Origin of the sequence: Phyllobacterium sp. YR531 (assembly GCF_000282595.1) — a bacterium.
Lineage (GTDB): Bacteria > Pseudomonadota > Alphaproteobacteria > Rhizobiales > Rhizobiaceae > Phyllobacterium.
On the sequence record NZ_AKIZ01000002.1, the window covers coordinates 1 to 12,680 of the forward strand.

The window sequence follows — 12,680 nt, forward strand, 5'->3', positions numbered from 1 at the left end:
CCCGCCAGTGGCAAAAGATACTGAACTGGAAACGACATCGATGCCAGCAACATTGCCCTCGATTACCTTGTCGCCGACATTATCGACATAGTATCTGTCGCTGCCCGCACCGCCGGACATGATATCGGCACCAGCCACACCGTTTAGAAGATTGTTTCCGGCGTTACCTGTCAGATTATTGGCCAGTGAGTTTCCGGTTGCATTGGTGTTGCCCGATCCGGTCAAGATAATGTTCTCAACGAACTGCGTTACAACAGAGTATGAAACAGAGCTGAAAACTCGGTCTGTACCGGCACCGTTCAGTTCGAAAACCTTGTCCCCGGCATTATCTACATAAAAAGTATCATTGCCGCCGCCGCCATCCATTGTGTCAGCACCGGCGCCACCATTCAGGACATCATTCCCTGCCTGTCCAATCAGCGTGTTGGCAGCACTGTTGCCTATTAAATTGTTGTTCAAGCCATTGCCGGTTGCATTGATCGCAGCAGTACCGGTCAAAGTGAGATGTTCGACGTCCCCGAAAACTTCCGTCAGATCAAATGATACAGAGGAATAAACTTGATCGATGCCCGTCGTGGGAGTGGGGTCTGCGCCAAGGGTAGACTCCCCAATGTAATCATCGACATCATCGACGTAATAGGTGTCGTCCCCATCACCGCCGTACATGTGATCCTCACCCGTCTCGCCGAACAAAAAATCATTTCCAGCGTCACCAAACAGATAATCCTCGCCGGCTCCGCCCCTAATTATATCTGCTCCGCCCCCGCCGTAGGCATAATCATTATCGTCCTCGCCATAAATGATATCGACTCCATTTCCCCCGTAGAGATAGTCATTTCCATTTCCACCATACAGACTGTTTTCACCGTCTCCCCCATAGATATCATCCTCGCCATCACCGCCATATAAAGTGTCGTTACCGCTGGCTGTGTCGTTGTTTAAAACCCCTCCATAAATATGATCGTTACCCGCGCCGCCATTTATCGTATCGTTACCACCGCGGCCATTAATGTCGTCGTTTTCAATGCTACCGAAGTAGTTATCATCACCTTCAGTGAGATAAATTGGATTTGCCATCGTAATCCTCCTGTTTTAATTCCCCTGGTAACTTACGAACTCAACAAATTTCATCTGAAATCATATTGAATTTAATCAAGTGAACCCTTCTGGCAATAATAATTCTCCAAGTTCGCAAACACCCACCCTAAAGACTTGGCTTACAAACGATTATTTTGTCCATTTGATCGTGGTTTGCCTTTAAATTATCGAGTGCAGTGCGAAACTTCTTGAGAACATTAGCGAGATTCTACATGAGACTTAAATGGCTCAACGCTGGTCAAAATGCTTTTATGTGCAGTTTGTTCCAATTCTGCAATTTTGCCTATTGCTATAGAAAGCCCAGTATTCTACGGGTTTGCGCAATGGCGGAGTGTAGCGCAGCCCGGTAGCGCACTTGACTGGGGGTCAAGGGGTCGTCGGTTCGAATCCGGCCACTCCGACCATTTTCTGTAAGTATTACAATTATTTACCGCATTTTGATGTTGTATGAAGGTCGGGCATTCCGTTGCGCGGCCTTTTTTGCCGTTTGCACTGGTATTCTGCGGTGAGCAACGCTAGCTAAATAGTATTGCTTGGCTGGATAGGTCATGGGGAGTGAATGAAATGCGTAGTTTTGCTACCGATCTGTTGCCTGTGCGCCGTATTGCAGCGCCAATTGTGCTGGTGACGCTTCTGGCGGTAACGGGTGGCAGCGCCTCTGCGGCGCAGTGCGGCAGCATGGCGGCACCTGGTCTTGACTGGAGCGAGTGCAACAAGCGAAGCATCATTATTCCGGGAAGCAATCTCGAAGGGGCCAATCTTTCGGGAACTGATTTTACCGGAACGGATCTGAGTGCGGCCAACGTAACATCTGCGAATTTCGAAAAAGCGACCATGACACGTTCATCGCTCGCCGAAGCGACTGCTACAAAAGCAAATTTCAACCGTATTGAAGCCTATCGTTCCAATTTCTCCAAGCTGTCCGCAGCCAATTCGACATTTGCGAGTTCGGAACTGCAGCGAGCCAATTTCAAGGGCGCTGATCTGTCATCGGCAAATCTGGCCAAGGCGGAACTGGGGCGCGCAAACTTTCAGCAGGCTAACCTGTCTGGAGTCAATTTCAGTCTGGCCAATCTGTCCCGCGCCGATCTTGCAGGTGCAACGACAGAAGGGGTGCTCAATTTTGACAAGGCCTTCATGTTTCGCACCCGCATAGAGGGGCTTGATCTCTCATCATCCAAGGGTCTGCAGCAGGCGCAACTTGATCTTGCATGCGGTGATAAATCGACGAAGCTGCCTGCCGGGCTTGCCACACCTGGCAATTGGCCTTGCCCACCCGATCAGCCCGACTAGGGGCGGTTCGGCTTTTGATTTTCCAATAATACTGCCTTGGTGAACCAATCGGCACTCACAGCCGTATTCCAATGAAGAAATCGAGATTCGATTGCTGATTGGAGTCCAGCTTTGAGGAATGGTTTAGCGGGAATTCTTGCGTTAGGAATGGCGGCTTATGCCATTTGTCCAGCTGTTGCGGACGATCTTTCAGGTGCTGAAATCAAGAAATTGATAAGCGGCGAAAAAGTATTCTTGTCCACGCCCTTTGGCGGGGAGTTGCCCTTGAGTTACCGAACCAATGGCCAAGTGTCCGGCGATGTTTCGGGAATATCGGCGGCAAGCATGTTTGCACCAAAAGAGATCGGTAAGTGGTGGATCGAGGGTAACCGACTCTGCCAGCAGTGGCCCACATGGTATAAGGGTCGCCAGTTCTGCTTCACCATAGTCAAGACAGGAGACAGCACCATTACATGGTTGCGCGATGACGGCACATCAGGAACCGCCCGCATCGGAAATTGAAAAGGCTCTAGTGATGCGAGTTTTTCCGCCGGATGAGAATTGCATTCACGGTGAAACTTGCAATGGCGTTTACATCGCGATTGCCGATGATAAAGGCCGCACGAACGAAGCGCATTAGCGAATTACGCTCGTCGCTGTTCTCCTCGGCTATACCAAGTTGTTCTGCGGCAAGGTCCAGCGCCCGCTGCATCAGTTCCCCATCGGACTTTGTGTAGTTCGGATTACCTTCATTCAAAAAAGTCAATTATGGCTTCCATCCTGTTTTTCGTGTTCTGGATGTTGCACGTCGTAAATGCGAACTGTCTGGCGAAAAATGATTTAGTTATTCAAGAATACAATGTTGATATTCGTCGTTGTTCGGCTCCTGCAAATATATCTGCAGGTGAAATATTATCATTTAGAGTTGATCCATTCAATTCCGGAAAGCGACACGAGCATTATAAAAAGCGCAAATGATCCGCTGTTTTCCCATTGAAGTAACGTCAGTGCTATTGTCGCATTACTTGGTATTTTTTGCCTATTTCGAGTGCTGAGCAGCCCCAAATTATCCCGATGAGCAAATAGAAGTGGCGCCAGTGGTCGGTGTCGATCACGTTGCCTACAACAACATGCGTCACATAGGCGAGATAGGCGCAAAGGAGATAAGGTTGCCAGGGTCTGTCGCGAAACAGGAAACGCAGGCCCAGACCAAGCGTCAGCATCGTCAGCGTCAAATAACTGGCAAATCCGATCCAGCCATAATCAAGCGAAGCCTTCAGCCAGATATTATGGGTGTCTTCGCCATAGATGGGGCCAAACTCCAATGGCCCGATGCCGAGCGGGTGATCGATGGATAGCAGCAAGCCGTACCAATGGCGTGCGAAACGTCCAAATTGCGCATCGTCATAATCCTGTACGAGCTGAGCCCGCGCATTGAACAACTCTGCCACGCTTGGAATCTGCAATGCGATGACGATTGCAATCAACGCCAGCGCAACCGCCACAATCGCCATGATGATAATTCTCAGGCGAAAAAGCGGGCTCGGATTACGAATGAACAACAGCATCGCCAGCCCGATAATAGTAAGCAGCGCCATGCCCCAGGCAGCGCGTGAGAAGGAGAGAAAGATCGCGAGCGTCAAAATGAGGATCGGTATCAGGCGCACCGGCAGGGCACGCAGATTACCTGCCAAAACTCCATGGATCAGCCATGCGAAGGGCAGCATGAGAAATGGGCCGAAGACGTTGGGATCCTGAAACGCACCCATCGCCCGCCCATACCGGGTAAAAAGTTCTGCGCCGGGAAATGCACTGAAATAACCCAGAATGCCAAGCATTGAGGTGCAGACAGCGGCAAGCAGATAGCCGCCGAATATCACTTTGAGAATACGGTAATCATTATTGATGATTGCCGCGAAAAATACCGCTGTCAGCGAGAGGAACAATGATACGGCGAGATACATGGGAGCAGTTTTCAGATCGGACATCTGCCCCATCGAAATTACGCCGCCAATGTTGAAAATCACCAGAATGGCAAGCAGCGAACTGCTGACCTGTGAGAGCCTCAGCCCGAAGAGGGCCCAGATCGCAATCAGGCCCGCCATGTAAAGCTCGTATGGTGCAGGTTCGTCGATAACGAAGCCGCTGAGGAACACACCGAAACCCACCGCGAAATTTGAAACCAGCCTTATCAGCGCGCGGTTCTTTGCAGCGTGGTCAATACCGCTTGGCAAAGCCTGGTGGGTAACAGTGCTCAATAGGCGTTGTCCGTGTTCAAAAGCCGCACTGGCGTAAGAAACAGGATTTTCAGATCGAGCCAGAGCGACCAGTTCTCAATGTAGTAAAGATCAAATTCCGTTCGCATCTTGATCTTGTCGTCAGTGTCGATTTCACCGCGCCAGCCATTGATCTGCGCCCATCCCGTTACGCCCGGTTTGACCCGGTGCCGGGCGAAATAACCGTCTACAACATCATTGTAGAGCAGGTTATGGGAGTGCGCTGCGATGGCGTGGGGACGGGGCCCGACAAGTGACAATGTACCCATCAGCGAGTTGAAGAACTGAGGCAGTTCGTCAATGGAAGTTTTGCGAATGATGCGGCCAACGCGCGTTACACGCGGGTCATTCTTCACAACTGCGTTGCGCGCTGTAGGATCGCACATTTCCGTATACATGGATCGGAATTTCCAAACCTCGATGATCTCGTTGTTGAAACCATGACGCTGCTGCTTGAAAATCACGGACCCCTTGCTTTCCAGCCGGATGGCGATAGCGGTTGCCAGCATGAACGGGCTGAAAACAAGAATACCGAAGAGGCTGAAGAAGATGTCGAATGCCCGCTTGGCAACCGAATCCCAATCATTGATCGGTTTGTCGAACAGGTCGATCATGGCGACGGAGCCGATATAGGAATAGGCGCGCGGGCGGAACTGCAGATGGTTGTTGTGAGCTGACAGCCGTATGTCGACAGGCAGCACCCAGAGCTTCTTCAGAAGCGAAAGCACGCGTTCTTCAGCCGTTATAGGCAGGCACACAATGAGCATGTCGATATGGGCGATACGGGCAAACTCTATCAGTTCGGAAATATTGCCGAGCTTGGGATAGCCGGCAACGATGGGCGGCGAGCGTTTGGCATCGCGATCGTCAAAGACACCGCAAATGCGGATATCATTATAGGGCTGTTGTTCGATCGAACGGATCAGATCTTCAGCAGGCTTGCCGCCACCAACGATAACTGCACGCCGTTCCATCTTGCCGTTGCGTGCCCACCGCCGGATAAGGCGTGACATGACCAGCCTGAATGCAACAAACAATACAAGTCCGGAAAGAAACCATACGCCAAACCAGACGCGTGAATAGTCCTCGGATATTTTGAGGAAAAACGCGGCAAGCGACATGATCGCAAAGACACCAGACCAGGTGAGGATCAAGCGCCCGAACTTGCTGAAAGGATCGCGCATTGTAGCAAGCTGATAGCTGTCAGTCAGTTCCAGCATGAAAACAGTCACCACTGCCGTTGCCAGAACCGCCAGTAGATAATGCAGGAAAAGGCTGGGCGATGCGCCAACATAATAGATGTAAACTGCAATGCCCGAAACAGCGACAATCATGAACTCGATGATGCGCATGATGCCGCTGATCATCACCGGTGAATTGGTGGCCTGTGCATATTGCGAGGCAATAGTGTAGGCGACCGGGCTGAGCGTATTCGTGGCCGCGGAGGATTGATCCGCGTCTGGCGGCAATTTACGAACGGACTCGCGGGTGAGTTTTTGGTTGTTATCTTTCATGATGCTACTGTACGTAGCATGTATGCGCTAAGAAAGACTTGATATTTAACGACGAAGTGAGACGAAATATTCCGCCTCGAGCTTGGCAGACATACTGTCAACGCTAAAGCTTTTTCTCAAATCATCTCTATCAGGCATGCATGCCTCAAACGCCTGAATATCGCCAATCGCAATTGCCATTTTCTGTGCAAGTTCAGTCGCATCGGGCCGGACAAGCGCGAGTGACTGATCACCAAGAATTTCAGGAATGCCACCGACGCGGCTGGCGATAAGAGGTTTGCCCGCAGCCAGCGCTTCAAGAACGATATAGGGCAGGGCTTCTGCGCGGGATGGTACGACGACAACCCTGGCCAGACGAAACGCCTCACGCGCCTTCATGGGTGGCAGAAATTCCATGGCGACCTGCGCCGCGACCGCTTTGGCCTGCTCAGCAAATATTGCGCGGTCCTTGCCTTCGCCAACAATCACAGCAGTCAGTCTCCTGCTCATGGACGAGCTGGCCTTTGCCAAGGCATCAATAAAGATATCTGTGCCTTTGAGGACCCGCAGTTCGCCAATGAAAAGAAAGTCAGCCGCTGTGTCGCTTGTAGTTACTGGTTCGAATTCTTCCGCAGAAAGGCCATTGTGGATCAGCGTATTGGCACAACGCGGTTCGCCAATCTTTCGCACATAGGCGTCGCGCTCGAACTTCGAAACGAATATGAGGCGATCTGTCATTCGCTCCATCAACCGCTCAATCCGGAAAATCACTTTGCCGGAGAGCTTTGTGGGGTCGTAGTGAAGGCTGCCGCCATGCGGCGAATAAAAACGGGCAACGCTAACACCAGATACCCGTAACAGTGAGCCAAAAACCCTTGCATAGGTGCCACCCTTGGCACCATGCCCATGCAGGATATCAGGCTTCAATTTCTTGATCGTCTTGTAAGTCCGCAATGCCGCTACAGCATCGCTTGGTCCAATTTGTCTTTGCATGGGAATGCGCACTAGTCCGAGCGCCAAACCGCTGCCAAGCTCAGCAAGCAATGTCTCTTCCAGCTTACTGCCAACAGTCGCATCACAAATGACGCCAACCTGATGCCCCGCCGCATTCTGCGCGGAGACGAGATCGCGTACATGCCGGAATACTCCACCTACAGGAGCCCGGAAGCAGTGCACAATCCGAAGTGACCGGTTGGTCGTCATTTCCGGAAATCAGAAAAAGCGTTCGCGCACGTAGATCGTATCGCCGGGCAATACCTGATCGGAGATAGTCACGCGCCCGGTGAGGCTTTCGCCGTTGAACTGCCGCGTTATATCCACATCGCTTTGATTTGCGCGGGCGCTAAATCCACCGGCAGCGGCGATGGCCTTTTGCGCGGTCATGCCGGGAACATAAGAATATTGTCCCGCGGCACCCACTTCACCCATGATAAAGACCGGCCGGTAACGGTCAATTTCTACCGCAACATCCGGGTCGCGCAGATAACCCTGCTTCAGCTTGGCCGCTACGGCCGCCTCGATTTGCTGGATGGTCTTGCCACGCGCAGGAACACTGCCGATCAATGGAATGGAAATATATCCAGCCTGATCGACACTGTACGTATTGGTTATACCTTCTTGCTCGAAGACGGTCAGGCGTATGCGATCACCTGCATCCAGCATATAGGGCTTGTTGATAGCCTCATTGAAAGCTGCTGGGGCGGGGCGGTAACTGGCGCAGCCGCCAAGCGTCATGCAAACAACGCCGATGGATACCAGAAATATCTGCTTGCTGAACACGGTTCGGACCCTAACTTGGCAACGAGCTTGTCGATTCTCTGGGGCATTATCAATTCATTAGGGTTAATGGCTGGTAAAGCGGTCTGGTAGGCATGCACGTATTGGCTATTTTTTGCCGTCTTGTCGGGCCCTTTAGTGTTTTAACTTGGTGGTTACCATGTGTCTTTACTATTAAGGCGTATGGAGTGGGGTGATCGCATGGCTCAGGCCAAATCTGCTGGCAATGATGTGGACATTGATATGGGTGCGCTGTTTGTCAGTCTTTGGCAAAACAGGCGGCGTATTATCATTGGTACATTGCTTATCACTGCTCTGGCATTCATTGCCCTGTCGATGGTCTCGCCCAAATACCGTGCAGAGACCCGCATTCTTATAGAAGCCCGTGAATCCGTATTTACCCGCCCGTCAAACCAGCAGACCGATGATCGCCCGGTGGTGGATCAGGAGGCGATCAAGAGTCAGGTCGAATTGATCGGCTCATCAGACGTATTGCGTAATGTCATCACGAAACTGGATCTGGCAAAAAATGCGGAATTGGCCGCCAGTGCCGAGCCTTCATCACTCTCCAAACTTCTGGGGGCGGTGGGGCTTGGCCGCAATATCAGCGAAGAAACCCGCACAGACTATATTCTGCAGGCACTGCGTGACAGGCTGCTGATTTACAGCGTCCAGGAATCCCGTGTTATTGTCGTGCAGTTCTCATCCAAGGATGCAGCCCTGTCTGCTTCCGTCGCCAATGCCATCGCCGATGAATATATGGCCATGCAGCAGGCGGCGAAGTCGGAGATCAATACAGATGCCACGGGCTGGTTGCAGCCGGAGATCGCCGACCTTAGCAAGAGGGTCAAGGATGCCGAAGCCAAGGTTGCGGCCTATCGCAGCTCTTCCGATCTCCTGATCGGTCAGAACAATGCCGTGCTGGCGACCCAGCAGCTTTCCGAGCTTTCCAGTGAGTTGTCGCGGGTTCGTGCCAACAGGGCAGCAAGCGAGGCGCGGGCTTCCAGCGTACGCGCTGCCCTGCAAAGTGGAGCGCAGGCGGAAACCCTGCCTGATGTCATTGCCTCGCCATTGATTCAGCGGCTACGCGAACGTCAGGTCCAGCTCAACAATGATATTGCCGATCTTTCCGCCTCATTGCTTAGCGGACATCCGAGGATCAAGGCATTGCGTTCGCAATTGGCTGATCTGAACGGCCAGATAAGACTTGAAGCGCGTAAGGTGCTCGCCAGCCTTGAAAACGAGGCGGAAACTGCACGTCTGCGTGAAACGGAACTGAACCGCTCGCTTAACCAGCTCAAGGCGCAATCTTCGCGCGCCGGTGAGGAAGAAGTGGAGTTGCGGGCGCTGGAGCGCGAGGCCACGGCGCAGCGCCAGCTGCTGGAATCCTATCTGACCCGCTATCGCGAAGCTTCGTCCCGTACAGACAGGGGTTATATGCCTGCCGATGCCCGCATCTTTTCCCGGGCGGACCGTCCCATAGAGCCTTACTTCCCAAAAAAGGTTCCCATGACGCTGGCGGCCTTTGTTGCGTCATTGCTCATCCTGAGCATCGGTACGCTTCTGCATGCCCTGTTCAGCGGCCGGGCACTGCGTCCTGTTGCTGAAACTTACGAATCCCCGGCACCTGCTGTTGTTCAGCCAGCGCCCATGCCGACGATTATCGAAGAGCCCGCGCCACTTGCTGCTGCTCCTCCAATCGAAAAAGAGCCTGACCCTCATCCCGAACCCGAGCCTGAGTCTGAGCCTGTAGATGTGGTCCCCGCTGTTATGCTGCCCGAACCTCCACAGGCCGTTGCAGCTCATCACACAGCTATCGACAATGTTGCAGATCGCCTCATGGCCAGTGGAGCGGCGAGGGCAGTCGTCGTTGCTCCGGAGGGCGATGAAGCATCTGCATTGACGGTCCTGCTGGTCCGCGAACTTGCCGACAGGGGTGTGCGTGTCATTCTCGTTGACATGACTGGCTCATCTGAAATCGGGCGAGCAATGCTTGATGATGGAAACTTGCCGGGAATTACCAATCTGCTCGTTTCCGAAAAGCATTTCAGCGAAGTTATCCATCTCGATCACTATTCGCAGGCTGAAATCATTCCACTGGGCAATCATGATCCGGTTAAAGCGATGCAATCCGCAGGCCGCCTTCCAATGATCCTGACAGCGCTGCAATCTGCCTATGATCTGGTCGTGGTCGATAGCGGCCCGGCGACTGTTACGGAATTGAAACACCTGATGGTGGACGGCACGGAACTCATTCTTGGTGTCATCAATCCTGACGACCCGGATGTGGTTGGCACAGCCAAAGCGGTTTACGACGCACGCATTCTTGAACCTAATCTGCTTTCGCCCTTCCAGCCGGATGAGTTGCGGCTGGACGAAGGTAGGCTTGTGCGCCGCGCCTGAAACTCTAACGCGCGCCGCGCAGCATTGATCGAAGCTTTTTCACCTTCGACCAGACAAGCTCGTTCTTTTTGATCATGCGCACAAGCTTGCGGCGGACGCGCAACCAAGCCTGAAAAACCCTGCCTTTCGCCGTGAGGCTTATATCGGTATCGTAGGTTGGCAGCTCGATATCAGACCAGCTACGCTTGTAAGGCTCGTCTCCGATGCCGAAACTGTAAACTTCCAGATCAGTCTCGCTGCTTGCGGCGATATCCTCGAAGAACAGAAACTCGCCCGGACTTGCGCTGACCAGATCGTCTTCAGTGATGCCGACGAAATCAATGAAGGTCTGACTTGCCGCATAGGATTTTCCAAGGACAGCGCGATATTGTCCGGCAACCTTTAGCGCTTTCAATTGGAAGCGGGGTGAAGCATTCAGCACTTCCTCCGCAAAAAGCTTTTTGAAAAAGTCCTTTACCCCGTCGGGATCATAGGTGTTCTTGATACCCGCCTTTGCCAGCCGCGTGGCTTTGCACTCGAAATAATTATCGAGCATGGCGGTCGTCTCTTCGGGGCTGGTGGCCGTAACCACCTCAAAACCGCCGGCATCTTCGAACTTACGCATATTGTGCCGGTGCTTTTTCTTTTTGCGCTTCGAGTTGCTTCTGGCCAGAACTGTCTCGAAATTGCCTTCAAGCGTAATACCGAGGCTCACATTGGCATTCACTCTGCTGGGAAACTGCATGAGAGGATTGGCAACGCCGTCCATTTCGCTCATCTGGCGGGTCAATGATACCAGATCAACGTCGGGGCGCTTGGCATGCAGAGTATCAAACAGCAAGCGAAGCTCTTCTGGCGATATGCTCTGACCTGTTGCAACCGCAGGAAAATTGCAGTTCGCGTGCGGTCCGCCAGCAAAGATTGCAATGCGAAGTGGTCCCGTTTGTTCGACTTCCAACGGTAGAATGAAGACTGGACGCTCGCCGGAATATAGCGCCGCAACAATACAATCGCGATTGACCATTGATTGCCAAAACGCAAACCAGCGAGCCGTTTGCGAGGCGCCTGACGTGAAATCCGTGCCAAATTTTTCCCAGGCGGATTGAATATCGCGGCAATCGACGGATATTTTTGCTTCAAGCTGCCGATTGTTCATTCTTGCGTTCCATGAAAAGACAATTTACGACGAAGGTGATCAATCTGTTATTAGCATTCAGTCGTGTTTATTTGAGCAATAACTACCCGGTTGCTTCTACATAAGTAAAATTGGTGAAGGAATGGTCCACGCGGCCGATTTAATACGCAAGGCCGTGATGAGGCTCGCTTGGCATAGCGGCTTTGCATCGCGCGCCCGTGCACGCCTTGGCGGCCTCGGGTCAATCATCATGCTGCATAGGGTCCGGCCAGATTGCACAAGTCCGCTCGGCGTAAATCGATCGCTTTCCATTTCGCCGGCTTTCCTCGACAAGATACTGGTTTCGCTCAAATCAGAAGATATCGAGCTTGTATCCATGGATGATGCCGTTGCCCGCATCAAGTCCGGATCGCAGGGCGGAAAACGCTTCGCCGCAGTCACGCTTGATGATGGATATAGCGATAATCTTCATCACGCCTATCCGGTGTTTCAGAAACACCGTGCACCTTTCACGATTTATACGACTCCCGGACTTGTGGATGGCGCAGCGGTTCTATGGTGGGAAGTGCTGGAATTGCTGGTTGCAAAGGCAGACTTCATCAAGGCGCCCAACGGGCAGGAGTGGCGCTGCGTCACCATGTTTCAGAAACGCGCTACATTCTACGCGCTCATGCGTTACTTCACCGAGACATTGACCGAACTTCAGCAAATACCTGTCTTGCAGCAATTATGCGAAACTCATGGCTTGATCTGTGGAGTGCCCGCTGATCGCGATGTGATGAGCTGGAAAGAGCTGCGCCAGATCGCCAGTGATCCGCTGTGCACAATTGGTGCCCATACCATTCATCATTACAATCTCAAGCGGTTGACCGCCGAAATGGTGTCATTCGAGATGCGGCAGTCTGCCGATATGCTGGAGGAGAAACTCGGCAAGCGTCCTGTGCATTTTGCCTATCCCTATGGCTCCGCCAAGGCTGCTGGCGAACGCGAAGCAATTTTGGCTGCACAGGAAGGGTTCGCCTCGGCAGTGACGACCCGCCACGGTACTATTCATGCGGAACACAGAGCGCATATGCACATATTGCCGCGTATTTCGATCAATGGCCGTTTTCAGGAATTGGTCTACGCAAAAACCATGATGAGCGGCGCAACAACCCCTATCGCAAATGCGGGCAGGCGGGTTGTGCAGGCCTGATATTTCATTGAATAACAATCGCATAAGCCAGACAGCTGAATCAGAAGCTTGAA

General features: G+C 52.5%; 11 protein-coding genes and 1 tRNA gene. 5 read left to right on the forward strand and 7 right to left on the reverse strand.

From position 1 onward, the window contains the following. Positions 1-1,077 (reverse strand): calcium-binding protein (locus PMI41_RS00705; protein ID WP_008120726.1); only part of this gene is annotated, 1,077 nt, incomplete at its 3' end. Between the two features lie 348 nt (positions 1,078-1,425). On the opposite strand from PMI41_RS00705, the gene PMI41_RS00710 reads away from it, so the two are divergent. The 3 genes from PMI41_RS00710 to PMI41_RS00720 all read left to right on the forward strand — a co-directional run bounded on the left by PMI41_RS00710 (position 1,426) and on the right by PMI41_RS00720 (position 2,892). Next, a tRNA-Pro gene (locus PMI41_RS00710) sits at positions 1,426-1,502 on the forward strand. A gap of 160 nt (positions 1,503-1,662) precedes the next feature. After that, positions 1,663-2,391, forward strand: a complete 729-nt coding sequence (locus PMI41_RS00715; protein ID WP_008120728.1) for a pentapeptide repeat-containing protein — start codon at positions 1,663-1,665, stop codon at positions 2,389-2,391. A gap of 111 nt (positions 2,392-2,502) precedes the next feature. Continuing rightward, positions 2,503-2,892, forward strand: a complete 390-nt coding sequence (locus PMI41_RS00720) for a hypothetical protein (RefSeq protein ID WP_008120730.1) — start codon at positions 2,503-2,505, stop codon at positions 2,890-2,892. 7 nt (positions 2,893-2,899) lie between these two features. Here the strand turns inward: PMI41_RS00720 and PMI41_RS00725 are convergent, their stop codons facing one another. The 5 genes from PMI41_RS00725 to PMI41_RS00745 form a co-directional block, all read right to left on the reverse strand. Then, positions 2,900-3,136, reverse strand: coding sequence for a hypothetical protein (locus PMI41_RS00725; RefSeq protein WP_008120733.1), 237 nt, complete (start codon positions 3,134-3,136; stop codon positions 2,900-2,902). 244 nt (positions 3,137-3,380) lie between these two features. Beyond that, complete coding sequence (locus tag PMI41_RS00730; RefSeq protein WP_008120734.1) at positions 3,381-4,628, reverse strand: O-antigen ligase family protein; 1,248 nt, start codon at positions 4,626-4,628, stop codon at positions 3,381-3,383. Continuing rightward, the gene (locus PMI41_RS00735) at positions 4,625-6,160 is read right to left on the reverse strand and encodes an undecaprenyl-phosphate glucose phosphotransferase (RefSeq protein WP_008120737.1); all 1,536 of its coding nucleotides are present in this window, start codon (positions 6,158-6,160) and stop codon (positions 4,625-4,627) included. Before PMI41_RS00735 ends, PMI41_RS00730 begins: the two co-directional genes overlap by 4 nt. Positions 6,161-6,205: 45 nt before the next feature. Then, on the reverse strand, positions 6,206-7,342 hold the full coding sequence (locus PMI41_RS00740; protein WP_008120739.1) for a glycosyltransferase: 1,137 nt from the start codon (positions 7,340-7,342) through the stop codon (positions 6,206-6,208). Between the two features lie 9 nt (positions 7,343-7,351). Then, a complete protein-coding gene (locus PMI41_RS00745; RefSeq protein ID WP_052025808.1) occupies positions 7,352-7,873 on the reverse strand; it encodes a polysaccharide biosynthesis/export family protein in 522 nt (173 codons plus the stop codon). Between the two features lie 243 nt (positions 7,874-8,116). On the opposite strand from PMI41_RS00745, the gene PMI41_RS00750 reads away from it, so the two are divergent. Next, a complete protein-coding gene (locus PMI41_RS00750) occupies positions 8,117-10,318 on the forward strand; it encodes a Wzz/FepE/Etk N-terminal domain-containing protein (protein ID WP_008120743.1) in 2,202 nt (733 codons plus the stop codon). A 4-nt stretch (positions 10,319-10,322) separates the two neighbouring features. On the opposite strand, the gene PMI41_RS00755 is transcribed toward PMI41_RS00750, so the two are convergent. After that, the gene (locus PMI41_RS00755) at positions 10,323-11,453 is read right to left on the reverse strand and encodes a GNAT family N-acetyltransferase (protein ID WP_008120745.1); all 1,131 of its coding nucleotides are present in this window, start codon (positions 11,451-11,453) and stop codon (positions 10,323-10,325) included. A 121-nt stretch (positions 11,454-11,574) separates the two neighbouring features. On the opposite strand from PMI41_RS00755, the gene PMI41_RS00760 reads away from it, so the two are divergent. Further along, complete coding sequence (locus PMI41_RS00760) at positions 11,575-12,627, forward strand: polysaccharide deacetylase family protein (RefSeq protein WP_040853407.1); 1,053 nt, start codon at positions 11,575-11,577, stop codon at positions 12,625-12,627. Positions 12,628-12,680: the final 53 nt, after the last annotated feature.